This is a genomic window from Pedobacter sp. 22163 (assembly GCF_052045595.1).
GTDB lineage: Bacteria > Bacteroidota > Bacteroidia > Sphingobacteriales > Sphingobacteriaceae > Pedobacter.
The window spans coordinates 38,015-64,425 of the sequence record NZ_JBQEPM010000014.1; the positions used below are offsets into that span (position 1 = coordinate 38,015).

Here is a 26,411-nt window from a genome sequence, read left to right on the forward strand (position 1 = left end):
TTATAGCTTAAACAGTTGTTTATAAGCTAGTTCAATCATTAAACATCTTGACTGTAAGTGACAGAATTAACAATTTTGTTTCACTTTAATCATTTGTCATGAGAACAAACATGAATCTGCTTTTTTATTTAAAAAAGCGCTCCACTTACAAAAACGGTCCGGTAACCATCTATTTGAGGTTTACGGTCAATGGTAGACGGGCAGAAACCTCAACGGGAAAGTCATGTGACCCCAATCGCTGGAACGCACAGGCCGGAAGAGCCTCGGGCACAAAAGAAGATGCTAGGGTTTTAAATGCTTATCTGGATAAGTTACAGTCGAAAGCTCAGGAGCTTCACCAATTAATGACGGTAGGGAACGAAACCGTTACGGCAGAAACGGTTAAAAATCGTTTTATCGGAAAAGCTCTGCAATCACGGACTCTTGTTACGGTTTTTGAAGATCACAACTCAAAAATGAAAAGCCTCATCGGAAAGGAATATGAAAGAAGTACCCTTCAGCGCTATGAAACCTGCCTGATGCATGTTAAGGACTTTATGCAGTTAAATTATAATGTTTCAGATATTCCCGTTGCAAAGATCAACTTTGCTTTCCTGGTTGATTTTGAATACTATCTTAGGAGCGTCCGAAATTGTGGCAATAACTCTGCAATCAAATACATCAAAAATCTCGGCAAAATTGTCCGCATATGTTTAGGTAACGGATGGCTTGCTGTTGACCCGTACCTCAATTACAAGCCAAAACAGAATGCCGTTCACCGTGAAGTCCTCACAAAAGAAGAGCTAAGCCGAATAAAGGAAAAGAAATTCAGTATGGAGAGGGTTGGTACAGTTAGGGATATGTTCGTTTTCAGTTGTTACACGGGCCTTGCTTATGTAGATGTATGTAAATTAAAACGCTCTGAACTGGTTAACGGTACTGATGGCAATTTATGGATATATACGAGCAGAAAGAAAACCGACACACTTTCACGGATTCCTGTGTTGCCTGCAGCCCTGTCCATAATTAAAGCTTATGAAAACCACCCCCAATGTATTGTCAAAGATACCTTGCTTCCAATGATGAGCAACCAGAAAATGAATGCATATTTAAAAGAGATAGCAGATCTGTGTGATATCAGCAAGTCGCTGACTTTTCATATTGCCAGGCATACTTTTGCCACTACAATAACATTGAACAATGGCGTACCTATAGAAAGCGTATCGAAGATGCTCGGCCATACTAGCATTAAAACAACGCAGATTTACGCAAAGGTACTGGATCATAAGATTGGTTCTGATATGCAAAAAATTATTGGGAAAGTGGATTGATATAAAGTTCGTTAGCCGATAACGCTAACTATACACTGTTTTTTAAATTCTGCTGTTAAGTAGCCTTAAGAAAAAGATGTGGCACTCGCTGTTGCATCTTTTTCATTAACGCTCTTAATCTATGATTGATGCAAGGCTCTCACCCCTTGCTTTCGCAATATGTAAATAGTAATTTAATGTTGCAAACAGTAAATTTAATGGGAAATATCTTTTTGGTTAAAATCCTTTAGTATTTCCTCATAATGTATTCAAATATATCCGATCTTATCAGTAGAGCTATCTTATTGTTGCTTATAGACTTTCTTCCGGTCATAATGAAGTCATCTACAATTTTCTATAGGACAGATTATCTTTTATCGCTTTTTCAGTAGATCCGCATAAATGATAGAATGTTGTGTTTTAGATCTCATCCCAACCGCGTTCGATGAACATTCAGTACAAACTTGAAATAATCGGAAGATCTGAAATCAAACTATTTTTTAATTCAATAGATTCAAACGTTGAAATCCTTTACTGAAATTCGTTAATATAAGATCTTTTTTGTGAATCTGTCAGCGTTATACATTCTAACACCTTATGAATAATTGACTGGAGTTTCCAATCAAAGTGCTCATACAGGTTACGGTCATTATTCTCAATACAATTCGATGATTCCGATCAGAGCATCATGTTGCGATCTTCAAGATATATCTAAAACGATAATAGTCCTCATGATGGGCATATCTATTTGCTTTTAATACATTCGCCTTCAATTCTCATAATTAGCACCAAATAGTAGCGAAGAACCACTTTCGCCGAAATATACACTTATCATTGCATTGCTGGACCTTACACCTGAGAAATAGCCATCTATCCGAAGCAGGTAGAAAATTTAAGTGAGATACTTCAACTGCTGGAGAACGGTATAAAGGTAAATCTGGCACTTCGTAAAACCTGGATAATCTCAGGGTAATTTTACCGATGACGTTGCTGAGAGTATTTTTTATGATTGAACAGCCTTTTTGGCTCCGTTGCGTGAATCTAGTGGAAAACCTTTAGGAATTTATTCCTTGATTGGAAAGTTCATATTCTCTAATGGCTGCAGATTTATTACTTCTGTTTAGCTGCAAGGATAATTCATCAGAGTAGCATATTTCGATGATGCTTTGATTCTATTCATAATACTTTATGTGCGCCTGAAACTAGCTAATTGACTGATGTTAAATATTTTGGCTCGAAAACTTTCTATTTTGTTTTTAAACACCTAACTTAACTCCTCTAAATTTCGCTCATGAATAAACACGTTCTCATTTTGGGTGGTGGGGTAGCAGGAATGAGTGCTGCCCATGAACTTATTGAACGCGGCTTCATGGTAACGGTGCTGGAAAAACAGCGTGTGCTTCCCGGAGGAAAAGCGCGCAGCATTCCTATAGAAGGAACTGCTCCGGACGGCGGAAAACCCCTTCCCGGCGAGCATGGTTTTCGTTTTTTTCCTGGATTTTACCGTCATATTATTCATACCATGGAGCGCATTCCCTACCTTGAGGGTAAGATAGCTAAAAGGGTAAGTGATAATCTTGTTGCCTGTCCAAACATGATGATGACGCGCATGCGTCAGAATCCAATCATTCTTCCAAGTCATTTTCCAAGATCTATTTCCTCGCTGAAGCAGCTTTTAAAAAAGATTCGGGATATTGATACTGGCCTTACCGAAAAAGAAATATCCCTTATTGCACGCAAATTGTGGCAGCTGCTCACCAGTTGCAGCGAGAGAAGAATTAATGAGTATGAACGCATGGGCTGGTGGGAATTCACCGAGGCTGCTGTAAATAGTGAGAACTACCGAACGGTTTTTGTGGAAGGGTTAACCAGGACGCTAGTTGCTGCTAAGGCTGAAACCTGTAACACGAAAACCAATGGGGATATTCTAATACAGATGATGCGTTGTATTGCCAATCCCAATATCGAAAATGACCGGATTTTAAATGGTCCTACAAATGAAAAGTGGCTTTTTCCATGGCTTGAATACCTGAGAGGAGCTGGTGTAGAATACCTCTTTGATGCAGAGGTTCTTTCCATAGATACTCACGATCGTTCCGTGTCGGGCGTGAAGGTCAGGTTAAAAGGTCTGGAAAAAAGCTTTTCGGCGGATTACTACCTTTGTGCCCTGCCGGTTGAAAGGGCGGCTTTAGTGGCCACAAATCCTAAATTGTTGGCGCTTGATCCCAACCTTATTTTTCTCAAAGAGTTGTCTGCTTCCGTGGCCTGGATGAATGGAATCCAGTTTTATCTTAAGCAGGATGTGCCGATTGTTGATGGTCATATTATTCTTGCAGACAGTCCGTGGGCGCTTACCGCAATCTCTCAGATCCAATTCTGGAATATAGACATTAGCAGATATGGTAATGGTGATGTGAAGGGAATAATTTCTGTTGATGTATCCAACTGGGAAAAAGATGGCCTGGTTTTCGGACTTCCGGCAAGGGAATGCACCCGAGAGCAGGTTATTGCAGAGGTTTGGGTACAATTGAAGCTTTCTTTCAACCAACCGGAAAAAATTTTGCGGGATGAGGATTTGATCATGGCCTATGTTGATGAAAGTATTGTTTTCGCTGGGGAAATTTTAGCTTTGGTTCGGGAGCCCCTGGTGAGGCCTGCAACTAAGGGAAGGTATTTCCCCGGGTATGGGAGTAAAGTCGTAACCAGTAATGAGGAACCTTTATTGGTCAATGAGATAAATACCTGGGCCATTCGTAGTGATTCAAGGACGGCGATTTCTAATTTTTTCCTGGCTGCGGATTATGTGCGGACCTTTACTGATTTGGCAACAATGGAGGGAGCCAATGAAGCGGCACGAAGGGCGGTGAACAATATCATTGAACAATCTGGCAGTGAGGCCGCTTTGTGTAAAGTATGGGATCTGCACGAGCCTTGGTGGCTGCTATTTTATAAATGGAGGGATAGGTCAAGATTTAGGAAAGGCCTGGCCTGGAAGTATGATGAGCCCTGGTTCGGGCGCCTGCTGAATTTCATTCTGGGTTTATTTAAAAAGTTTAATGTGATATGAAATGTTAAAGCGCATTTTTTCTTTCCTGATTCCCAGAGCTGTTCAGGATAAGCCCGAGCTTTTTCGGCGCTACCGGTTAATTGTGGGCATTATTCTTATTACAGTACTATTTGATTTTGATTACGGGTTTACAACCCTAAGCATCAGAATGGATAGAGCAATTGTGATGCTTTTTATCGCCGCTATCATCCACTTGCTGCTCCTTATACTCATCCGCAAAAATGTTTCCCTTTTTATCGTCACCAATATTTATGTGTTGACCGGGGTGTCTGCCATTGTGGTTTCAGTTGTCAATTCTGGCGGATTTGATTCTCCGGTATTACCCTGGCTGGCAACTTCGCCTATTATGGCGTTGTTGATGGATGGCCGCAAAACCGGTGTTTTCTGGCTGGTGGTCAATATGCTTCTGATTTTCTTTTTTGCCTTTTCGGATAAGCTGGGCATTCATTTTGTACCTGCTTACGATATAAGTTTTCATGATAATTTACTTCTGAACTGTGTGTTTGGGTTGATAATGATTATTTTCTTTGTATCCCTGGTCTTTGAAAACGGGAAAAATGTTGCGATGAAAAAACTGGAAGAAAATAGTCTTTTGCTGTCTGAGGAAAAAAGAAAGAATGCCTTACATCAGGTTTCACAGGAAATTCACGATGGGGTGGGTCAGACTTTGTCAATTATTAAACTTAACCTGCATCTTCTCAGTAAGGGTATTGAAACCCTTACTGAGGATAAGCTCCGGGAAACCGTTGATTTAGCAAGCAAGGCGATACAGGACTTACGAAATATATCCAATAACCTTTATGCTGAAAATTTAAGTGAGTTTGATTTAGGTCATGCTGTATTGGGGGATATTGGCAGGATAAATAAGTCCGGATCTTTACGGGCAAAACTGGATATCATTGGCTCACCTTACCTGCTTGAGCCCAGGACTGCTTTTGTTTTATATATGGTGACCAAGGAGGCTGTGAATAATGCCCTCAAGCATAGTCAGGGTTCCGAAATTGTGGTCCGCTTGGATTTTGGAGATAATTTTTCATTAAGTGTAAGTGATGATGGGATAGGTTATAAGCGGACCTTTTCCGGGAGTTCTGGTCAGGGCGTTATGAGCATGAAAAACAGGATGGCTTTACTTGGGGGGAGTTTTGAGATTGAGGACAACCCAAACGGCGGGGCATGTTTAAAAGTAAGCCTGATGGCTGAAAAATTACCGGTATTAAATAACTAAATCATGATTAAGGTTGCCATTGCTGATGATCAGCAGTTATTCTTAAAATCCCTGTCCATGCTGATTGACTCCTTACCGGGATTCAGCATCTCTCTTCAGGCGCTTGATGGCTCCTTGGTAATTTCTCAGTTGGCTCAGGTTGCTGGTCTTCCGGATATTGTTTTGCTTGATGTAAGAATGCCGGTGATGAACGGGCCACAAACTGCGCTGGAAATCAAACAAAGATATCCCCAGATAAAGCTTGTTGCTCTTTCGATGAATGATGATGATGATTCGGTGATTGCGATGTTGAAGGCGGGATGTTGTGCTTATTTTTTAAAAGATATTCATCCGGATGAATTGGAACGGGGACTAAATGAAGTTTATCATTTTGGATATTATAATGCCGATTCTATTAACAGGCATCTTCGTGACATCATTTCTTCTGGTAAAGCGGAACATAAGCTGATTTTAAATGATCGTGAAAAGACTTTTTTAAAACTTGCCTGTAGTGACATGACTTATAAGCAGATTGCGTCTATCATGTGTTTATCGGAAAAAACCATAGATGGTTATCGGGAATCAATTTTTGTAAAACTTAATGTAAAGAGTCGCGTTGGGATGGCGCTGGAAGCCATCCGGCATAACCTGGTTACTATATAATTACCGGAAATCTCCGGTATAAAATAGGGGATTTATCCTGATAAGTATCCCTAAGCCCATCTGTAATTTTGAGTCAAATGATTCAAATTATGGGCCAGTCAAATACAGGTAAATCAGATAGTGGGAGCCCTGCCTCGATGATACTTTTCGGGGGAGTGCTTATCCTTCTGCTAGTCTTGTTAAATTCTTTTAGTATGCACGATAAAGTCAACCCGGACAAGAAAATCGTAGGGGGACTGCTGCTACAACTTATTTCCTTTTTATTCACGGGATTTCTTTTTCGTGTGTCTATCCGTTATTTTGCCAGGATAAGTTTTAAGGAAGGGTTTTTAAATTTTCTTATTGGGGATAATGGGACCTATAGCCTGAGCAGGCTCCAGGCTGTGCTTTGGGGAGTGGTGATTATCTCCGTTCAGTTATCTTCTCTTATTGCGCTTATGGTCAATTCCGGAGGATACTTTAACCTTTATGAACCGGTGTTTTCTGAATCTTCCATGTGGCTTTTAGGTTTGAGTTTGACCAGTTATCTGATGGTGAAGACCGTTACGGTGTCTAATGCATCTAAAGATCCTGCTTCACTAAAGTATAAAGCAGGCAATGCAGACTGGAAGGACATACTCATGGGGGAAAATGGGGTTGATTTCAGCAAGTGTCAGATGCTCATATGGACGGTTATTGCTGTCTTAGTTTACCTCAATAAATCTTTTGAATTTAATGATGTTCTGTTGCGGGGGGGAAGGGATACGATTACAAAGATTCTGTTGAATTATTATGATGAACATAAAATTCTCAAAAGCGAAAAGATATCAGATTTTGCCTACGTACCTTATTTGCCATGGTCTTTCGTGGTACTGATGGGTCTGAGCCAGGGGGCTTACGTTGGTAAAAAATTAATTCCTTCTTTCAAACTTGATGATGTTAAGCAAGGGAAGAAGGCGGAGCTGATGCTCAAGATGGCGGAGCTTGATAAGCAAAAAACCAATGTGTCGGCCATGCTTTCCATGGCATCGAAAACCAATACCGCACTAGACCTGCAAATCATTGCAGCAGCAGAGGCGGAGGTGACAGCGCTTAGCTCGGAAATCGATGACCTGCAGAACCAAATTGATGAAATTGACAAATTAATTAACCAACAAGCATAATGAAAAAAATAGCAATTCTCGTTGGCCTTGGAAATTATTATCAATTCTCCAAAAATGGCTACTACAGACTTGGGTTCGTGGAAGAAAATATCCCGAAGATGATGAGTTTTTTGGCCGGCCGGGGATGGGAGGTCCAGATGCCGCTTCGCAATGAACTCGCGTCCAAAACCAACATCATCATGCGACTTAAGGAAGCGCTTGTTTCTGTTGGTGAGGATGGTCATGTTCTATTCTTTTACAGTGGTCATGCAGCAAAACCTGTCAATGGTACAGCTGGTAGTACAGAGATAAGGCTAATGACAAGTTCCCCATTACTGGGTCAGGGCCTGCCGATTCCTTTTGATGAATTCTATAACGAACGTGATTATAAAGCTTTTGCAAAATTATGCAAAGTACAACTTAGCAAGGGGCATTTGATCACTATTCTTGACTGCTGTTATGCTTATGGTTTGCTAGATGAGTTCGGTTTTGATATGGATAACCACTCCATCGTGGCCGCCTCATCTTCAACTTCGTCGGCGCAATTTCTAGAGGAAAGCATCTTTTTTTCTGCATTTTCCAAAATGTGGGATGTGTCCATTGATAAAATTACTCCGGCTATCGATAATCTCTATCTAAATGATAAAAGGAAGCCCTTTCGTTCCTACGTGATTAAGCCAGCTGTAAACTTTCCAAATTATATTCTCTAAATACAATCATCATGAAAAAAAACTATTCAATTATTTTGGTATTGCTTTTATTTTATAGTAGTGCCTTTGCCCAGTCGGGTTCCAAGGATTTTGAAAGCAAACGGATGGATTGCTCCTTAAATTCAGATTTGTCTAAAAAATTGTTTGACGCACTCAATAACGGAGATGTAGACATACAGAAAGCGATGAAGGCTATTTTTGCAGATTCAGTAAATGTAACAACATCAAACAAGGTGGCTGCTAATTTATATACTGGCTTTCGCAAAGAAATATCAATGACGCTTGCGGACATCGAGAAAGGGAAGAATGCAGCTGTAATTGTCATCTATCGAAAATTGCTAAACGGAGGAGCGCTCAATGGCACTACAGAATATCAGGTTGATTTGTCGAATCTTAATACGACTGTTATTCATGGCAAAGTCAACGACTTCAAATATGATAACTATTTGCTCGCGACTAAAAGGGTGTATGTTATTTTAGTTGATCTCCATGAAAAAGTCTATCTCGATGATCAAAGTAAGCGTCAGGAAAAGTTATCGCTTGCCAAAATAGATCTCGTATATCGCCAGAGTAAGTTTTCTCAAAGTTTTAAGGAAGTGGTAAATCTTTTCGATATGGGTGGAGGCGACGGAGATAAGTTAACTTTAACGTTGATTAAGATAAATCCCGATAGGATAAAAGACCCATGCGATATTGTGGTGAGCCATCCTAAATTTCCAAAAGACTTAGTTTATACCATTCACGAACAAAATCTGGCGACCTTTCAGGTTGGTGTTACAAATAGTAAAATTGCAGTGAAAAACATTTCCTTAACCGGTAATGATTTAGTGGTGAAACCGGATGACCAGCAGAAGAAGGACTGGAAAGGGAGTGCTTATGCGCTTCTGGAACTACATTTGCCTAGGGATATTGATCGCTTTCAGCCGCTATGGAAGTCGATATTTAATGGGAATGCCAAATATGCAAATGACCGAAATTTCGGAGATTACTTATATGATATCACGCTGTCAAGAATTGGAATCTACGCTGGTATTAAGTTAGCGAAGGACCCATTTTCTAATCTGTACGCCGGGCTGAATTATTCGATTACCAATGACTTTGCGGTGAATTTTGGCTGGGCCTGGGCAAATGAATATGATACGCAGGTTACTGAAATTGGAAATATTACATCAGTTGATGATGCACTTAAATTTGCAAAACGCAGCTATGGTAAGGGTGATTTCTCTATAGGAATCAGTTTTGCGCCAAGTATTTTTGCCAAGACTTTGGGGTTAAAAACTAAATCAGAAGATTCCGGAAACTAATTTTTGATTACTGTCCTCGCTCCCGAAAAGCAACTGCGAGTAAATGCGGTTGCTTTTCATTGTTGTGACAAATTAAATATTTAGTATATCCTGATATTAGGTTTTTTTACCAGAATACAAATTGGTTGATTCCTTCTTAATTCTTTAGTGAGGGTTTTTTGCAAATACTTTTGAAAGATAAACTTTTGTATATCGGTAAGGAATTTGAAAGAAGTACCCTTCAGCGCTATGAAACCTGCTTAATGCATGTTAAGGACTTTATGCAGTTAAATTATAATGTTTCAGATATTTCCGTTGCAAAGATCAACTTTGCTTTCCTGGTTGATTTTGAATACTATCTTAGGAGCGTCCGAAACTGTGGCAATAACTCTGCAATCAAATACATCAAAAATCTCGGCAAAATTGTCCGCATATGTTTAGGTAACGGATGGCTTGCTGTTGACCCGTACCTCAACTACAAGCCAAAACAGAATGCCGTTCACCGTGAAGTCCTCACAAAAGAAGAGCTAAGCCGAATAAAGGAAAAGAAATTCAGTATGGAGAGGGTTGGTACAGTTAGGGATATGTTTGTTTTCAGTTGTTACACGGGCCTTGCTTATGTAGATGTATGTAAATTAAAACGCTCTGAACTGGTTAACGGCACTGATGGCAATTTATGGATATATACGAGCAGAAAGAAAACCGACACACTTTCACGGATCCCTTGTGTTGCCTGCAGCCCTGTCCATAATTAAAGCTTATGAAAACCACCCCCAATGTATTGTCAAAGATACCCTGCTTCCAATGATGAGCAACCAGAAAATGAATGCATATTTAAAAGAGATAGCAGACCTGTGTGATATCAGCAAGTCGCTGACTTTTCATATTGCCAGGCATACCTTTGCCACGACTATAACATTGAACAATGGCGTACCTATAGAAAGCGTATCGAAGATGCTCGGCCATACTAGCATTAAAACAACGCAGATTTACGCAAAGGTACTGGATCATAAGATTGGTTCTGATATGCAAAAAATTATTGGGAAATTGGAGTGATCTAGAACTTTTGGTAGATAATGCCTGTAGACCACTACTTGTTTGCAAACCTGCCATAAGAAAAAAAAGGATGCAACACTCGCTGTTACATCCTTTTATCTAAATTAACGCTCTCAATCTATGATTGATGCAAGGCTCTCATCCCTTGCTTTCGCAATATGTAAATATTAATTTAATGTTGCAATATTACCCGATAACTATTCTTTTCAATCCACCAGGCCAAACCAATTGCTATGGATAGAGATTGGTGCCTTTGATGGCTTGTCCCATGGTTAATTTTGATAGAGCTGAGAAAAAAAATGAAGTGGAGGAGAAGACTTAGGAAAATTTTCAGGATGAATAGACTTTAGCCAAGTTTAATTCCAGAAACATCTCGATAATACCCGATGAAGGAGGACATTGCCATTTCTTGGATCTTTTCCAGATGTCAGAGGATTCGTATCTTTAGAATTGATTTCTAGATTTATTTTGAAATTTAGTTAACGTATATCATTGAATGAATAATTATCAAATCTCAGTTAGGCCAAGACACAAAAGATATGTCTTTTGTGTAGAAGCAGGATGTAACTATAAGGACTTGTATAAACTGATTACACGTAATCAGTCTTTATGGGGTGGGCGTTTCAATCCTATAATTCCGGTTAATAACAATGAGATAGATAGCAGATACCTTGATATTGTTAAACATTATGATCCTGACGCAGTATTTTATACAGCAGGAATTGACATAGAGAAACTAAAAAGTCTTTTAAATTTCAATCCCACGGGCTATTTTGGTCTAAATGAAAAACTTGAATCCCAAGAAATAACGGGTGTTAGTACCTTCTTCTTTCTTACGCAATTTGACCAGCGGGAGATGGTGTTATTGCCTGAAAAATATTTCTCTGATGAGGACGTTTTGCCAAAGTTCTATGAGCTTAATTTTGGATTGAGTACGACCCCGCTTCACCATGAGTATGAATTAAGCAAAATGTATAAACAGGTTAAGGTAAATGAAGACTTTGGCGATCTCAACAAAATAATTCACCAGAACAAACCAATTAACTTTGCTACACTTTCAAAGATTAAACTTAACACCAAAATTCTAAGAAACCTGAAATATGGAGGAGTAAATGATTTTGAAATCATAATAGCTAAGGATGATACCCAAACTTTAGACCTGTTTTATTTCTGGAACAGAGGACTTTATCAACATAAAAACCTAATGTATGTTACGTTAGAGCAGTTAGAAAAACTATCGGGAGACAAATTCTTCGGCGGGGTACTTTATGATCTGAAAGGTGATCATAGTGTACGGATCGTATCTATGTCATTGCAGAAAGAAACGCTTGATGAAATTATAGAGAAAACGCTTAGACCAATCGCTCATCTTACGGACTTTAGATTTTTTGATATCAGTGCTTTTCCTTACGAAGTACTCGATAATGGAGGACTTCTTGAAAGAGACTTTGGGGAATCGGTCGAGACCCAGATGTTAGTGTCTGATAACGGACTATTGCGTATACCCAAACTTAGCTTTGGTGACAATATGGGATTCTTGTCGAAAAATTTTGCGGTTGATTTAAAAATTACACAAGAAGTATTTTCCCAGCAACAATCATTGCTTTTTCCACTCACGACTGATACTGGATATATTGTGAAAAATGTTAAAGGAAGGGTTTTGCTTTCTAGAAATCTTTCGGTGTTTTTCAATGGTCACAGACAAGAAGCCGATGCCCTTCCCCTGCAGATCCCACATTTTAAAGATTTAGTTCGTCAGCTGATTCAGCGACCAATTGTAAATGGAGAAGCAATTGATAACAAGATTATACATGTGGGTATGCATGACGCCAGTAATAGAGTTAAAGCATTCATAAAGATCTTTAGGGGAGACTTTAGAGAAATTTACGATTATCTTTCAGACCGTTTTTGGATGGATATTTTCGAAGAGTTAACTTTAAGCGAGAAATTAGCAGGTGATAGTTTGACCTTTAATGAGCTAGTCGAGAAAGCTGTGGGCATGTATCGCAAGCTGGGAAGGAAACTTGTTGATAGAGAGCAAGGTTGGTTCAATATAGAAAACCTTCAGCTAGGATTGAAACGGACACTCCAAGAATTGACAGAATATCAGGTGTTCTTCAAAGGATTTAAGCTAAAGTGCAACCACTGTTCATCCAAGTTCTGGTATCATATAAATGAGGTTAGAGATTCAGTTAGCTGCCGTGGATGTTTGGAAGATTTCGCACTTCCAATAGAACCGCTCTTTGCGTATAAACTGAATGACCTAATTAAAAACAATATTTATGCAACGAGTAAGGATAGAGACGGGAATCTAACAGTAATAAGGGCATTGGCTACATTTGGTCACAGCTCTACCCCATTCCAGTATAGCCCACAATTGAATCTTTATGATGATATACATAGCAATAAACCTTTAGGCGACTTAGACATAGTTATAACAGAAAACGGAAAGTTTGTTGTCGGAGAGGCAAAGCATGATGCTAAGGGATTTTTCGAGGATGATATGAAGTCTTTGAGATCTCTAGCAGAACTTACGAGGATTATTTTTCCTGAAAAAATAATCCTCGTAGCAAGTGAAGACGAAAAAAAACTATTGAAAGCTGCTAATAGTATGAAGTGGTTACTCAAAGATGCAAAACATATTCCCGAAATAAAACCAATGCTGCTATCAAAACCAGATTACTGGCATGTAGAGTCCTATAGATATTTCAAATATTGAAAAACTTACAAAAGATTGAATTTCCAATAGTGGGCAAGAATTAACAAAGGCATATAATGATCAGATTGTATATAGACTGGAATGTAATGAGCCAGCTTAAAGCAGGCAAACATTGCGAATTTGCAGAAATCATTTCCGATGACCAAAAATTCCTAAAATTGTTTTCTACATCTCATATTGGCGACATTGCAGCAAGTGACCAGAGCGAGCATAATAGAGCTAATATAGAATCTGATCTTGAATTTATTCAAGAAATCACGAATGGATGGTGCGTGTATATCAGCAGTAACAAGGCAGTATTTGAAAAAAGATCTGCATTGGAGCTTTATGATGATCGCACGGAACTAAAAGATATACAGAAGGTTTTCGAACCCGGGGGACTGAAAAAAATGCTCGAAGATTTGGATTTGGACGACCAGACCACCGAAAAGATAACTCCATTTATACAGGCTTTAGAAAACCTTCCTACGGCTGAAGTTTTCAGAGAAACATTCGAAAATCCACAGACATCGGAGACAATGAGGCAATTTCTTCCTGGACTCGAGAGTGATAACAGTCAGATGGGAATATTTAATTCATTTTTGTCGATGTTCTCAAGGTTGAATGAAACCGAAGACTATAAAAAATTACGCCTAAATCTTCAAAAAGGGATAAATCTCAATAGAGATAGACTTTTTGATGCCAAAGAACCATATAAATTGATCGAAAAGGCCTATCAAAAGTTTAACATTGAGGTTCCATCGGATGGAGCCGATAGTAATCATGCACCACAGTGGTATAATGAACTCTGCAATGAGTATATCCGATTGGATATGCATGGTTACCAAGAAGATAAGATCACTGTGGAAAAAGGAAGGAAGCAGACATTTCGCAACACCGTAGAAGATGCGTTTCATACTGCGTTTGCCACAACCTGCGATTTCTACATCACCAACGATGATCGGAATCTGAAAAAATCGGAAGCCGTATATCAAAAACTTCAAATCAATTCCTTGGTTATGAAACCCAATGAATTCGTAGCCCACTACAATGATTGGCTTCATTTAAAAGCCAATCAGTCAATTAGACTAATTGCTGGAGTCCTCAAACACGTGGATCCGGTAGTTAGCGAAGATGGAAAGAAGCAATCATATTTTGGATGCTTTTTTATATTTGATTATTTCAATAAAATATACCAGCTAGAAGATGATGCACTTTATCTTATATTATCACGAGAAAAACCAACAAATGCCCGCATGGTATTCGAAAAAGAACTTTCTGTCTTGATAGATAAAATGTTGGACGTTTTTGGGGAAGACAATGAAAAACTTGGCGGTTTCCAATCTCATGAAATTGCAATGGCGAGAGAGGACAAATGGCTAGGAAGAAAATGGATACACGATGGTTTATACTTTAACCTCTTGTTGCTAAACGGTCATCTACAATTGTATATAACGGCCCGGGAATTTAGACAGTCTATATTATGACCGATAAAATGGACATTATCTTAGATTAGCGCTACCGGGTTAATTTGTCTTAGATAGGTAGGCAATAAATATCTTTCTGATTGTTGTATTTGTAGGTTACAACTGTATTTGTGTATGTTTGAAGGAAAGTAGTAACGCTCCATGGTACTTAAAAAATTAACATACTGTATAATGAACCTGTTCTCCTCTTCGCTCACACTTTCAGGGCGGACTCGGAGAGAGATCAAAGAAGGTGATGAGTTTTTATATGACCTTTACAAATCTAAAAAAAGACAAGAACTTAGGGTTAGGATGAACAGCCTTAGATTTGCGATGATCTCTGTGTCAGTCGCTTTTTGTTTTGGGTTGGCTTGTTGTTTTATCCCCCGCGAAATTATAGACACATACCTTGGATTTCTTGGGTTATTTTTCTTTAGCGGTGATGGTGCCAAGGAAATGATTTCTGATATACTTGCGTCTTCCGCAACCATCATAGGGCTCAGTTTTGTAGTTATTGGCTTTTCATTTGAAGTTGTAAAAAATGCAAGTAACCAGACGCTACGATCGATCTTTCGTGAAACCAAACTTCATTTTGTTTTTTCGATATCAATCGTCAGCATCTTATTTTTAGTAGTAATGACTTCGCTTAAACATACTGTGAATCAATATATAGTCGGTAATTTCGCCATTTTTAGCTGTTGGCTGTTAATCTTGACAACAGTCGCGATTGCTTACATGTTTGCAAAGGTCATTACATTCTTCAATCAGGAAAAAATTTCGCGTATGTCAAGGGAATATTTTGCTAGGCTGGCAACCTTTGCTTTCGTAGATTTCGAGTATACAAGGATTTCCGAAGAGCATTATGGTAGCTATCTACAGTCAAGGGGATTCACACGGCACATTAGTTTTACATCCGACGGCGAAGGACAGACGGTCCTGCGGTACGCAAATCAGAAAAATGCTGAAATTGTAGATATTTGTTTACCGCTGGTTGCCTCACTGGTAGCTAGGATCGGTAAACGTTCTGGTGAAGACATGCCTAAGTACCAGCTTCTTCGTCATAAGTTACAGCTGAAACCTGCCCAGGGTCTATTTTACTTTGATCAATCCAGCGAAATAAAATGGATTGAAAATAAGTTGGTTAACTTTTGTTTTCATACACGTGAACTGAGCAGTTCTATGGAAGAATTTGCTCAGCAAAAAGCGGAAATTCAGGAGAGCTTGATCCTCGCTGGTGATCAAGGAGACATCAAACAGGTAAGGGCAAGGCTCGAGGATATTAGAAGCTTATATGAAAAATTTCGTTCATAAATATGGGAAGTTATAATGGCAATGCAGTTGCATCAGTATTAGAAGGTCTGGATTGGACTCTTTCCAATGCATTTTTAGCTGCCTATAAAAATAAGAATGAATCAGTTTGGAAAGAGCTAGTAGAGTTCACTTCTACTGAATTGCTTCTGGCATTTACAAGTAAATCTATTCCCCTTGCTAGACATCTCGCATTGCTGCCTGCGCGGTTCTTGTACGGTTGCTTGGAACAGGAATATGGAGCGGAATCGGTAATACGAAGTTTTGGAAATACATTTGAGTTTAGCCAATCATTTTTTTCAGGCAATGTAGAATCGGAGCAGGATGAGAAGGCTGTCATGAACAAGTTGCTCTATGATAGTATTGCTCAGTTTTTCTTTCAAGCGCTACGACTGAACAACGATGAAAATCTATTTCTAAGTTTCAAAAGTTATAACAAGCTGCGAGAACGGGGATATGACTTTGGTTCAGAGTTCAAAATCGCAAAATATCAAGGTGCTTCTGATGAAAAACTTGCAATTCTGAGAAGAAAATCAGAACTGGAAGGATTTAGACCGCTACTACATAGAAGACTTTCGCTCAGTTTACATTCGTGGGTAATTTTTCTCTTAAGTATTGACAAGATAGAGGGATCAAGAGCCGCTAAGGTACTTAGCGGAATACACCTTCGGTACGATAGCACTCCACAGATTTTAAATGATGCAATATACATCCGGAAATTCAGCTATAACGGGTATTTAGGAGTTCAATGGTGGGATTATATGGCCCGCCCATCCGGAGAAAGTTATACGCCGCCTTCTGCTTACGAATGGATAACCCTCGGAGCAACATACCATTTATTAAATTCGCCCTTGCTTGACGTCGATCTTTCCGATATACCTGAGAGCAATGATTATATATTCTTACTGGAGACGGTAAAAAGAAATTTGGCATCTTTTGAAAAAGATTGGAATAAATGGTCTAGCGTTTTCAATGTTGGGCCCACAATTACAAATGATGAAACCAAAGAGAGAAGTTTAGAGAACTTCAAATCGCAGAGTAGAGTGCTCCTGAGCATCCTCGCACGGTTGAAAAACCGGCAACAATCGGCAGAGGATAAAGCTGTAGCAGAAGAGAAATTAAGTAATGAGAAAATAACCGATTTTAAAAATGCTGCCTTCGCAGAATGGAAAAGAAATAACAGAATATTAAACTTCTTTGATCATTTTGGAAATGTGCAAAAAAATAAGCAGATAGAAAAGTTACCTGCAATTGGGACAAGTCTATATCTGCAGGGCTTCAAGGTGATGTTTCTCAACGAGAATTTTAAGGAAATATATGGGAGTGCTCAGATCGGAGGAGAGGTCGCCAGGTCTGTAGACGGTAGGTTTATCAGAGAAATTATGATGGGGAGCAATATTGATGATACAAGACATGAGACCTTAAATGAGGGATTAAAGCTAAGTATCAAGTCGCTCGTTGATGAGGGTTATTCTCCAAACTTAATCATTGTGCCGCCCGAGTTCATCTATAGAACAGATCTATATGCACTCGAAGGTTTTACGAGAAGTGAAGGCAATGAAAATGATCTTGCGGACTTTGGAAGCTATGAAGGAATACCGATAACTACTTTCTATACACCGCTTTTAAATGAAGAGGTATTCGTTTTAGATTTCCGCAGTTCTGTTAAACTCGAAATTTATGAAGATAATGAGAGAATCAATAATAGATTGTTGATGGAAGTAAGGGAAATGACATCAGAAGAGATGGAGACCAAATTTGAACAGGAAGCAGCAGCGATGCGCAGTGGCGAAGAAGGATCCGAGCTCACAGACGGCGAAATCAAGTTAAAAATCGCCTCGTCTTTGTATTTAGATATATGGATAAATGCAAAATTTAGTGTAGTCGAGCAAAAAGCGATCAAAAGGTTCACAATCAATAACCTCGGTGCAATTTAATATTATTATTATCGTGCATCATCTGGTAATCAAATTGGTGGCCAGTTTGGCCCGAAACAGAGGGTCACTTTCAGGTTCTTCCCCACTTTTGGTGGTAACATCTGGTGTCGCCTTAGCTTTGAACAAAAACTGTCATTTAAGCAGCAACTTGATGGTGTTGCTACTCAATTTAATCCTAATTTATCCTACCACCAAAAGTGGGAAGAACCACTTTCACCGAAATATACACATAAAGTCATTTTTGTAACATAGGGTAATTATCCAGTATTTTAATATCCTCCCTAAAATAAAAAATGACTACGATTAGTTAAAAAGATGTTAATATTGATTGAAACATTTGCAGAAATCAATTTGTTGCTTACCTTTAAACCCAGCGTTTTGTAATTTTACTTAACTGCGAAAAATTAATGCTCTCTTAAAATGTCTGATATTAAACACTTTTTATCGCCCAGACTCACTGGCAAACGGTTTGATGAACATTCCGTTCCTGTGGAAATACTGCAAGATTTTGCAGCATTGCAGGAGCTTATGACTGAAATAGCTAAAGACTTCTACCTTCAACAAAACCCAGCAAGAAAACGTGTGCCTAAAGGCTTTGCGGAAGGTGTAACACTTAACCTAGAAAAAGTAGAGGAAGGTAGCGCGATATTAAAATTTTTATTGGCAGCAAACCTAATGGCCTCGTCTATTTTGGGTGAAAACTCAAATCAATATTCTTATTTTGAAAAGGCTAAGGAAAAAGTAATAGAAGTAATTAATGCTGCAGAGAACGGTAAAGATGTTAAGGGCTTATTATCAGACAAGCAATTAACATACTTCCATAGGATTGGACGTAGCCTAAAAGATGATGAAACGATCTTCATTAATCCAGAATCAACAAGTCAAGTCGCAAAATTAAGCAAAACAACAAGACATAAGATACTGTTGTCTGCTAGCGATAATGCAACATATACTGACACATTTGATATTACTGCGCTGATAACTTCGATTGATAAATCAGATAAAACATTTAGCCTTTTAATTAATAACTCGAAAATTTCAGCCAAGTTAAATAGCCAAAACTTTAAAACTGTGGTTGAAACGTTTAAAGCGTTATATTCAGATGTATATGTTAACGTAGTGGGTGAAGGGGTTTTCGATGCAAGAGATAAAATCATAAAGATTGATTCTATTGACAAAATGGAGATTCTAAACCCTCTTGATGTATCATTGCGATTAAATGAATTGTCTCTACTACAAGATGGTTGGTATAATTCTTCAGGACGGGCACCCTTAAAACAAGCATTGATCACTTTCGAAAATACCTACTCAAGGTATTATCCACATGATTTACCGCTCCCTGCTATTTTCCCTACGTTAGAGGGCAATATTCAACTGGAATGGACTACTGAGACTTTTGAGATTTCTTTAGAAGTGGATTTAGATACATTTTCAGCCGAATTATTTTCTGTAAATACAATTAATCAACAATCTATTGAAGAGAGTTTAGATTTAAATTCAGAAACTGATTGGACTAAATTAAAACAGTACCTACTTTAATTCTCTCAAATGCAAGATTCAACACTTTTACATAGACAAGTTCATCCCAATTTTATTCAAGATAACAAAATATCGTCGCAGGTATTCGAAAAAGATGTACAACCTATTGAGGCTATAACCTCATTAGTTTTCTCCCCAACGGATAAAGATGAAAACAAGTTATCCGTGTATAATGGTGATAAATATTCAGCACAGGAATCGCACACCCACTTTACGACTTCTTTCAAGTCAGCCGGTGTTGTTTCTGTTAACATAGACGAATGTAAATCAATTGCATTAAGTGCCGTTGAGGATAATAATCCTTTTAATGGACACTCTGTAATTGATTTTGAGGAATTAGACAGAAAAGCGGTGAAGAATAAGGCTAAACTTCTTAAAAGCTTCGCAATGAAGCGTGATTGGACATTCAAGAAGTAGTGAATAACAATCTCAAAATCAAATGCCAATTAAGCCGCGCATCTCTTTATGGCTTAATTGGCATTTTCGGTTGCTGACAAAACAAGTTGGGCATTTCGGCAAAAATAGAGATGAGCCACTTCCAATGAAATACACGGTTATTTATTGAAGTTTATTAAAAAACCAGTATTATTCCCAAAAAACGTCTACCATTCTTTTGCCAAATTTTCCATTGCGTAATTTAATTGGGCGTTTTTCACTTTTTATAATCTGTTTATGAACTAAATAAGTTAGAATTTGGGAAAGCTGCTTACTAGAATATTTATGCCCTTTTGAACTACACTCAGCGCTAATTTCCCATATAAATTTGGGGGTTGATAGAAAATTGCTCTTGAGTAGTTTTTTTTCAATAAATGATGATGCCTTTCTAGTATCTATTGTCTCGGAAAAATATTCGGGTACGTTTTTAAAGTTTGCATAAAATTCAAGCAACTTTGTTGATTTTCGAATGCTATGAGGAATTTTGTGATTTAGGTTTAATAACATCCAACCTTCAAGGCCAAAACTATTAGCTAGCTTTTCGGCCGTTTTTCCAGTTAAATTTCTAGTACCGTTAATTAAAGAATAAAGGTGACTATCAGAAATCTTAGTGAATTCAGCGATTCCGGGCAATTCTAAACCAGCAATTTCCATTAACATTTTAATGCGTTCGCCGAGAGCTTTTGAATATTCTGCGTTTTCATCTTTCGCCATTCTTCAAATTGAAGAACTATTTTGTCCTAAAAATTATTCAAATTATTTCTTTTATTGAGACAAATTGTTAACTTTACGTGTTGATTTATAATGAGTAATAGATTACTCGTTTATTTGAAGTAAAATAAATAGGCAATTGAATTTTTGAATCTTGAGCGGAAAATGTAGGAGTTTTTTGTGAGCCCAAGATACAGGAGTTATTGCCCATTTACTATCTTTGCCGATAGTGATGGGCTCTCCTTGTATATGCTCACGGCTTTCCTACAAGCTTCCGCAATATATTAAGTTTGAGCTCATCATTATTTGCTCCATTCTTTAAAGTTCATTATTCATATGCTTTTAAGCAAGAATGATGAAATACAAACATTCACATCTTTTCGATCACCTTATCTCATTAGTGATCTGTGCACCAGAATAGCTTTTATCATTAAGGCAGGGAAACCTAATGGGTAATGATAGACTAGGTGTTTCATAATGCGTCTTGCCTTAATTTTCTTTTTAAGATTAAAATTCCTAAAACAACTAACCGGACTCATGCAAAAAACGATCAAAATAGGCGTAAGGACTATGCTATGCCTTTTAACAGGGGTAGAAAAAAACACTCAAGGGCTCGATTTTCTACAAAAAATCGAATTATTGACGAGGGGCATATTTGAAGAGCTTAAGCTCAAGGTATTATTTCGCAGCACCTCATGGGCTGCTAAGAGGGAAAACAGATCTCATGCCTTATTTTTTTGTCATCCGTTTTCACGACTAATTTGTAGATATTTAAAATGATACTGCTATGGAACAGATAAAACCATACGCTGATACCGCTATTCATTTTGAAAAGTTTCGAAAAGGAAACGAAAAAGGCCTTGAATTTTTCTACAAATTATTATATCCGCGGACATATTATTATGGCTACAGGTATATAAAAGATGATGTCAATGCAGGCTGTATCGTAAATGAAGCATTCCTGCGGCTCTGGCTATCCAGAAAAGTTATTACCTGTCCAGAGCATATCGAGACTTTTGTGAGAAAATTAACATCGGATGGATGCAGGGCTTATTATAAAACTTCTTCAAGTAGGTTCCAGCGCAATATGTTGCGGCTGGATGAAATCGAAAACTACCAGGAATTTATCGGTGGTTATGATCCAAGCCTAGAAGATGAAACGGATATCTTCCATCTCAATGAACCCAATGAAGAAGAGAAAAAGCAATGGGCGCGGGTAAAAGCGGTTATTCCAAATCTTAGCACTGACCAGCAGCTCTTTATACGGCTCTGCATTAAATATTCTTTTGACTACGGGCAGATGGCCTGGCATATCGGCGGTATCTCCGATTATCAGGTAGCAAGGAAAGTGGAAAAGACGCTCGAATGCCTGAAGGCTGTTATCTCAGATACAGAAAAGCTCAATAAAATTGAAAAAACCAACAGGTTCAGGTTCGAGGGGGATGTCAGCGAAGAGCAGTCGATGATCCTCAAGATGCGCTATGAGCTCCAGTATAGCTTTACTGAGATTGCGGAAGCGTTAAGCCTCGATCAGGGACACATTCAGAAAGCATTCGCAGCTGCATCACTAAAGATTAAAAAAACAAAAATCAGGTGATATGGAAAACAGTACAATGGTTGTTACCCGCAAAATACAGTTGCTGATCGATTCCAAAGATAGGAAGGTAGTCAAACATGCGATTGATCAATTATATAACTGGCAATCGATCTGTTTCCGTGCAGCTAATATGATCATGAGCCATCACTTTGTTCAGGAACGGGTGAAGGATTTCTTTTACCTGACTGAGGATATAAAACTAAAAATAGCTGATGAAAAGAAGGATGAGAACGGTATGCTTAAATCTTCACGCCAGAATACCACGTACAGGCTGCTGTCTAATCATTTCAAAGGCCAGATCCCAACGAACATCCTGAGCAACCTCAACAATACGCTGATCTCCTATTTCAATAAGGAAAAAGATGCCTATTGGAAAGGCGAAAAATCGCTTAGGAACTATAAACGCAATATCCCGCTGCCTTTTGGGGCAGAGGTGATTTTCAAACTAAGCAGGACTGCTGACAACAGGAATTTTACCTTCAGGCTTTTCCAGATCCCGTTCCGGACCTACCTTGGAAAGGACAGGTCTGATAAAAAGATCATACTTGATCGGATCATCGGTGGAACCTTGAAACTTCGTGCCAGCCAGATACAACTGGACAAAGGCAAAATATTCCTCCTGGCAGCGGTACAGATCGAAAAGGAAAAGCATAGCCTGGATCCTACCATTATCGCTGAAGCATCACTTTCCATAGAACACCCGGTTATCGTCAAGGTGGGCAGGCATGAGCATGCCATTGGAAACCGGGAAGAATTCCTCCACCGGAGACTGGCCATACAGGCTGCGGTAAACAGGGTCAAAAAAGCAGTTCCCTTTAACTGTGGGGGGCACGGCAGGAAGCGTAAAATGAAAAGTTTGGAGGATTACCGCCACATGGAAAAGCGGTACGTGGAGCAAAAGCTGCATGTTTACAGCCGGATGCTAATTGATTTCTGCGTTAAGCACCATGCAGCAACCCTGCTACTGATCAACCAGCAGGAAAAAGAAGAAATAGCAAAGGAAGATCATTACCTTTTGCAGAACTGGAGCTATTATAGTCTAAAAGATAAAATCAGTTATAAGGCAGAAAAAGCAGGCATACAGGTCATTGTTGAATAGCATTAAAAAAGAGGTTTCTTGCAGAACCGTAGAGTGAGATTAAAATATGCTCATAAGCCGACAAGAAAACAGGCATGCAATGGCGGACTTCATGTTAGAAATGCCTGATGGTTTTCAATATGGATATATTGGCCGATGTCTGGCGGTTGTCAGGTGGAAAAGCGGAGAAAATTACTGATTGTGATAAAAGAATTGGATATCGACAGCGTGAAAGATAACTTCAGTACCAGGCTAAAGAAATGTCTGGTATCAGATAGTTTTGAAATATGGATATCGAGGCTGCTTGTACAGCCGTATGGTGAGGATACTTTGTCGCTCACTGACTTGTTTTCTTATTCGGGAAGTAAGACCTGGAAGTATGTATTTCCCGGATTTGAAATTGAGATACATCTACTATGGTTTTTCGCATTGTTTTCTTCCCATAATTTGAAATTAAGATACAATGCTCTATTGTAATTCGTGAATGGGGATTAAGCGCTCAAGACCGGATGGTAAAAAGTGGGGTGCACAGTTTGTAATGAAATCTGGTGCATACTTTTAGGTTCCCCAACTTTTGATGGTATGTTGCAGCCAAATAGTAAAAAATGTTGAGCATTTGGTTAGCAGAGAATCACGCAGAAAGTGCGTTAATTTTTCGGCCATCCCAAATGGTTTTTCAGATCCCGGGCGAGCGGGGTTTTGGCGCCTGTTGTGATGCCATTGAAGTATGATTCAACAATTATAGGGATTTCCCATCAATGCCAATTTAATGTCTGTTGTCCGCATTTCTACATACCCAGTTATATGAATGTGTAGATATAAGGATATTTATATATGTGCATATATGAAGTTTTAGCTTTTGCCAAGTAATATTTTTTCGATTTTTTTACTGTCAATAGGATCTTATTGACGAAGAGGTAAAGTTTTCCAAGCACCTCCTTTCTATCATTTAATCACTAGTACTTTTATTATTTTTTTTGCCGATTTAGCTAAGCCGTTCCTTGGTTTTTTAAACTGCAAGTTGTGTTTTTGTTGCACAAAAACCCTATAACTTGCCCGCTTTTTTACTGCCCTTAGGGGCGTAGCGGGTTTGAAAAAACGTCGCGACTAGTTTTTTCTTCTTTGGAGGATGCCTTTTAAATGTTGAATATGACCAGAAAAAAGAATGGGGGCTTTTAAATTAGATGACAAAAGAACCAAATTCCTTAAGGCCGGATTTTCCGAGGTGGAGTATCTTTCGCTCCGAAATCTTTGGCTTTTCCTTCGCTAAAGTCAAGCGATAACGTACACTAAAGACGCCCCAGATTTAAACATGTAAACTTATGTGTAGATCATATTGGCTGTTATAAGAAATATGGCCCGAATAACTGCCAATGGGCAAATCCTTTCTACTCTGCTATATGCTAAATCCTCAATCTTTTTCTTTAAACAAAATAGGTGCGACCTTTTCTAATACCGGGGGTACCTCTTGCAGCCCTTTTGCCTGGAAGAATTCATTGATAAATGTTGAAAAAGCGATTTGCTTTGAGAGCGTGTAGCTTTTCACCTCTTCTTCAGAACGAAATTTCAGATTTTTTTCTCTTTTAGTATGTTGAATATATCTTTTTAGCACTTCGTTCAATTGAATGTCCTTGGCCAGTCCAATTTGGTGATATATCAGCGAATCAATACTAATAATTACCAAAGGTTGTACCTTTTTTACATAGAATCCCTGTGTTTCAAGTTCCTGTAATTCCGCCTGAAACCAATAATCAATAAGTTTATTGAATCCCGGTACATTATATTGATGGTCATGTACAATCAATATAGGGAATATATTTACCTCGCGATAATTGTAATTGTTATCCAGACCAAAATCTTTGAGAAGCAGTCGTTTAATAAACGCTATTAATTGCATCACGCCAACATGCTTTTCCTTTCCATTAACTTCTTCAAAATAGAGCTTTTTTTCGAATTCATCTTGATAGCGTTCAAAATCAAATGACATCTTTGCGTCAGCCGGAATCAAGAAGTCTTTGGATTCCATAATCATGATGTCTGACCCCTTTCTAAGATAATAGTCTGGGCCGCCAATGATCTTTTTTGCAACCATATCCTGGCCTGAAAACTTAATTTTTAGTTTAGGGAGTATTGTATTGATTACATCATAGAAAAGTATGCGTTCTGAAAAGAAATCTCCAAAGAAGCTTTTCAGTGCTTTAACCTGGGCCTTTTCAGGAAGGCCCTTATTTACCTCTCTCAAAAGAAAATACATTCCCTTAAAAATCTTTTCAACTACGAATAAATTAAAGATTATTCTATAATGTCCATCCTTGACTTTATAAAATGGCTTTGAACGTAAAGTGAGAAAATCGAATTCATTCAGCTCATCTTCAGCTTCTATAATCAATTTATCAAGAAACGCGCATGCTTTATCCTTGTTCTCGCCCTCTGAAACCTCAAAATCTACATGGCCTTCTTTATGATTACTCATCATAGAAATTGTAAGTGGTAGGAAGCTTTTTAAGTATTCCTCCCAATCGTTTACGGCAAAATGTTCTAGAAATGCATTATATAGTGGTTTCGTTTTCTCATCGCTTGATAAATACTGAAACAATATTGTTGCCTTCCATAGCTGAGTTATCCATATTTCCCTGATGTCATAGTAAGTTTTATCCGAAGTTGGATAGTTCATACAGAACATCATCATCGGAAACGCCAGTTCTTTCGAAAGATCTTTTGTGGAATCAAATGCGATATGTTGTTTCTTCGTGAATTCTGAATTGATAACCAGATAAGCCTTGAAAAAATTCACTTCGAATTCCTCTTCACTTTGTGTTTGTTGTTCCTCGGGAGCCTTAAAAAAATACTCGAACAGTGTCAAGCTGGAATACGTATTTATTATGCCTACTCTGTTACCCTTCTTTTCAAGTTCTTTGATTCTGTCGTATACCTTGTTTGCAAGCTCATTGTTTTCAGCCCGAAAGCACATGCTTATGAATTCCCTGTTATCTTCATATTTTGATTGTTGGTTTTTAAACCCGAGGAAAGATGCAGCTACATTTAAAATCGTTTCCCTGTTGCCGCCTTTCAAATATTCTCCAACGGTTAAAGGCTTTTCTCCAGGAAATGCTGTTTCAAATTCAAGGAGCAGGCCCATTCTGACCGGGTTTCTAATTTCTGACTTACGTGCAAACATGGTTGATTTAGATTTTGTCTTAACATGAGAGGATACAAACGGCTAAATTGATCTGATGTTCTATCTTGTAG

General features: G+C 38.5%; 19 protein-coding genes. 17 read left to right on the forward strand and 2 right to left on the reverse strand.

The genetic code is table 11. The features are described from left to right. Positions 1-98 precede the first annotated feature (98 nt). From ACTJKN_RS25710 to ACTJKN_RS25780, 15 genes are all read left to right on the forward strand, one after another. A complete protein-coding gene (locus tag ACTJKN_RS25710; RefSeq protein WP_440828476.1) occupies positions 99-1,310 on the forward strand; it encodes a site-specific integrase in 1,212 nt (403 codons plus the stop codon). 1,270 nt (positions 1,311-2,580) lie between these two features. After that, complete coding sequence (locus tag ACTJKN_RS25715; protein ID WP_440828477.1) at positions 2,581-4,356, forward strand: hydroxysqualene dehydroxylase; 1,776 nt, start codon at positions 2,581-2,583, stop codon at positions 4,354-4,356. A 1-nt stretch (position 4,357) separates the two neighbouring features. Beyond that, a complete protein-coding gene (locus tag ACTJKN_RS25720) occupies positions 4,358-5,581 on the forward strand; it encodes a sensor histidine kinase (RefSeq protein ID WP_440828478.1) in 1,224 nt (407 codons plus the stop codon). 3 nt (positions 5,582-5,584) lie between these two features. Continuing rightward, positions 5,585-6,223, forward strand: a complete 639-nt coding sequence (locus ACTJKN_RS25725; protein WP_440828479.1) for a response regulator transcription factor — start codon at positions 5,585-5,587, stop codon at positions 6,221-6,223. A 194-nt stretch (positions 6,224-6,417) separates the two neighbouring features. Then, complete coding sequence (locus tag ACTJKN_RS25730; protein WP_440828480.1) at positions 6,418-7,365, forward strand: hypothetical protein; 948 nt, start codon at positions 6,418-6,420, stop codon at positions 7,363-7,365. Beyond that, positions 7,365-8,054 carry a hypothetical protein gene (locus tag ACTJKN_RS25735; protein ID WP_440828481.1) on the forward strand — a complete coding sequence of 230 codons (690 nt, stop codon included), beginning with the start codon at positions 7,365-7,367 and terminating at the stop codon, positions 8,052-8,054. Before ACTJKN_RS25730 ends, ACTJKN_RS25735 begins: the two co-directional genes overlap by 1 nt. Positions 8,055-8,065: 11 nt before the next feature. Next, complete coding sequence (locus tag ACTJKN_RS25740; protein ID WP_440828482.1) at positions 8,066-9,358, forward strand: hypothetical protein; 1,293 nt, start codon at positions 8,066-8,068, stop codon at positions 9,356-9,358. A gap of 170 nt (positions 9,359-9,528) precedes the next feature. Continuing rightward, the gene (locus tag ACTJKN_RS25745; RefSeq protein WP_440828483.1) at positions 9,529-10,092 is read left to right on the forward strand and encodes a phage integrase SAM-like domain-containing protein; all 564 of its coding nucleotides are present in this window, start codon (positions 9,529-9,531) and stop codon (positions 10,090-10,092) included. 49 nt (positions 10,093-10,141) lie between these two features. Next, positions 10,142-10,393, forward strand: a complete 252-nt coding sequence (locus tag ACTJKN_RS25750; protein ID WP_440828484.1) for a tyrosine-type recombinase/integrase — start codon at positions 10,142-10,144, stop codon at positions 10,391-10,393. A 496-nt stretch (positions 10,394-10,889) separates the two neighbouring features. Continuing rightward, positions 10,890-13,112, forward strand: coding sequence for a hypothetical protein (locus ACTJKN_RS25755; protein ID WP_440828485.1), 2,223 nt, complete (start codon positions 10,890-10,892; stop codon positions 13,110-13,112). A gap of 86 nt (positions 13,113-13,198) precedes the next feature. Continuing rightward, positions 13,199-14,578 (forward strand): hypothetical protein, encoded by a 1,380-nt coding sequence (locus ACTJKN_RS25760; RefSeq protein ID WP_440828486.1) that lies wholly within the window; start codon positions 13,199-13,201, stop codon positions 14,576-14,578. A gap of 171 nt (positions 14,579-14,749) precedes the next feature. Beyond that, complete coding sequence (locus tag ACTJKN_RS25765) at positions 14,750-15,868, forward strand: hypothetical protein (RefSeq protein WP_440828487.1); 1,119 nt, start codon at positions 14,750-14,752, stop codon at positions 15,866-15,868. Positions 15,869-15,870: 2 nt separating this feature from the next. Continuing rightward, positions 15,871-17,802: a hypothetical protein gene (locus tag ACTJKN_RS25770; RefSeq protein WP_440828488.1), complete on the forward strand. Its 1,932-nt coding sequence runs from the start codon at positions 15,871-15,873 to the stop codon at positions 17,800-17,802. 420 nt (positions 17,803-18,222) lie between these two features. Further along, entirely contained in the window at positions 18,223-19,341 is a 1,119-nt protein-coding gene (locus ACTJKN_RS25775) for a hypothetical protein (RefSeq protein WP_440828489.1), read from the forward strand. Between the two features lie 9 nt (positions 19,342-19,350). Further along, positions 19,351-19,758, forward strand: a complete 408-nt coding sequence (locus ACTJKN_RS25780) for a hypothetical protein (RefSeq protein WP_440828490.1) — start codon at positions 19,351-19,353, stop codon at positions 19,756-19,758. A 168-nt stretch (positions 19,759-19,926) separates the two neighbouring features. Here the strand turns inward: ACTJKN_RS25780 and ACTJKN_RS25785 are convergent, their stop codons facing one another. After that, positions 19,927-20,490: a helix-turn-helix domain-containing protein gene (locus ACTJKN_RS25785; RefSeq protein ID WP_440828491.1), complete on the reverse strand. Its 564-nt coding sequence runs from the start codon at positions 20,488-20,490 to the stop codon at positions 19,927-19,929. A gap of 784 nt (positions 20,491-21,274) precedes the next feature. Here ACTJKN_RS25785 and ACTJKN_RS25790 point away from each other — a divergent pair. Together ACTJKN_RS25790 and ACTJKN_RS25795 are read left to right on the forward strand one after the other, a co-directional pair. After that, positions 21,275-22,084, forward strand: a complete 810-nt coding sequence (locus ACTJKN_RS25790; protein WP_440828492.1) for an RNA polymerase sigma factor — start codon at positions 21,275-21,277, stop codon at positions 22,082-22,084. Between the two features lies 1 nt (position 22,085). Beyond that, on the forward strand, positions 22,086-23,183 hold the full coding sequence (locus ACTJKN_RS25795; RefSeq protein WP_440828493.1) for a hypothetical protein: 1,098 nt from the start codon (positions 22,086-22,088) through the stop codon (positions 23,181-23,183). A gap of 1,390 nt (positions 23,184-24,573) precedes the next feature. Here the strand turns inward: ACTJKN_RS25795 and ACTJKN_RS25800 are convergent. Continuing rightward, a complete protein-coding gene (locus tag ACTJKN_RS25800) occupies positions 24,574-26,340 on the reverse strand; it encodes a hypothetical protein (RefSeq protein ID WP_440828494.1) in 1,767 nt (588 codons plus the stop codon). Between the last annotated feature and the right edge of the window lie 71 nt (positions 26,341-26,411).

Bases quoted from the DNA above. Each gene is read 5' to 3' on its own strand.
- ACTJKN_RS25720 (WP_440828478.1), top strand. From the start codon at position 4,358: ATGTTAAAGCGCATTTTTTCTTTCCTGATTCCCAGAGCTGTTCAGGAT.
- ACTJKN_RS25715 (WP_440828477.1), top strand. From the start codon at position 2,581: ATGAATAAACACGTTCTCATTTTGGGTGGTGGGGTAGCAGGAATGAGT.
- ACTJKN_RS25730 (WP_440828480.1), top strand. From the start codon at position 6,418: ATGCACGATAAAGTCAACCCGGACAAGAAAATCGTAGGGGGACTGCTG.
- ACTJKN_RS25790 (WP_440828492.1), top strand. From the start codon at position 21,275: ATGGAACAGATAAAACCATACGCTGATACCGCTATTCATTTTGAAAAG.
- ACTJKN_RS25735 (WP_440828481.1), top strand. From the start codon at position 7,365: ATGAAAAAAATAGCAATTCTCGTTGGCCTTGGAAATTATTATCAATTC.
- ACTJKN_RS25710 (WP_440828476.1), top strand. From the start codon at position 99: ATGAGAACAAACATGAATCTGCTTTTTTATTTAAAAAAGCGCTCCACT.
- ACTJKN_RS25750 (WP_440828484.1), top strand. From the start codon at position 10,142: ATGATGAGCAACCAGAAAATGAATGCATATTTAAAAGAGATAGCAGAC.
- ACTJKN_RS25775 (WP_440828489.1), top strand. From the start codon at position 18,223: ATGTCTGATATTAAACACTTTTTATCGCCCAGACTCACTGGCAAACGG.
- ACTJKN_RS25785 (WP_440828491.1), bottom strand. From the start codon at position 20,490: ATGGCGAAAGATGAAAACGCAGAATATTCAAAAGCTCTCGGCGAACGC.
- ACTJKN_RS25760 (WP_440828486.1), top strand. From the start codon at position 13,199: ATGAGCCAGCTTAAAGCAGGCAAACATTGCGAATTTGCAGAAATCATT.
- ACTJKN_RS25755 (WP_440828485.1), top strand. From the start codon at position 10,890: ATGAATAATTATCAAATCTCAGTTAGGCCAAGACACAAAAGATATGTC.
- ACTJKN_RS25765 (WP_440828487.1), top strand. From the start codon at position 14,750: ATGAACCTGTTCTCCTCTTCGCTCACACTTTCAGGGCGGACTCGGAGA.
- ACTJKN_RS25725 (WP_440828479.1), top strand. From the start codon at position 5,585: ATGATTAAGGTTGCCATTGCTGATGATCAGCAGTTATTCTTAAAATCC.
- ACTJKN_RS25795 (WP_440828493.1), top strand. From the start codon at position 22,086: ATGGAAAACAGTACAATGGTTGTTACCCGCAAAATACAGTTGCTGATC.
- ACTJKN_RS25800 (WP_440828494.1), bottom strand. From the start codon at position 26,340: ATGTTTGCACGTAAGTCAGAAATTAGAAACCCGGTCAGAATGGGCCTG.
- ACTJKN_RS25740 (WP_440828482.1), top strand. From the start codon at position 8,066: ATGAAAAAAAACTATTCAATTATTTTGGTATTGCTTTTATTTTATAGT.
- ACTJKN_RS25780 (WP_440828490.1), top strand. From the start codon at position 19,351: ATGCAAGATTCAACACTTTTACATAGACAAGTTCATCCCAATTTTATT.
- ACTJKN_RS25770 (WP_440828488.1), top strand. From the start codon at position 15,871: ATGGGAAGTTATAATGGCAATGCAGTTGCATCAGTATTAGAAGGTCTG.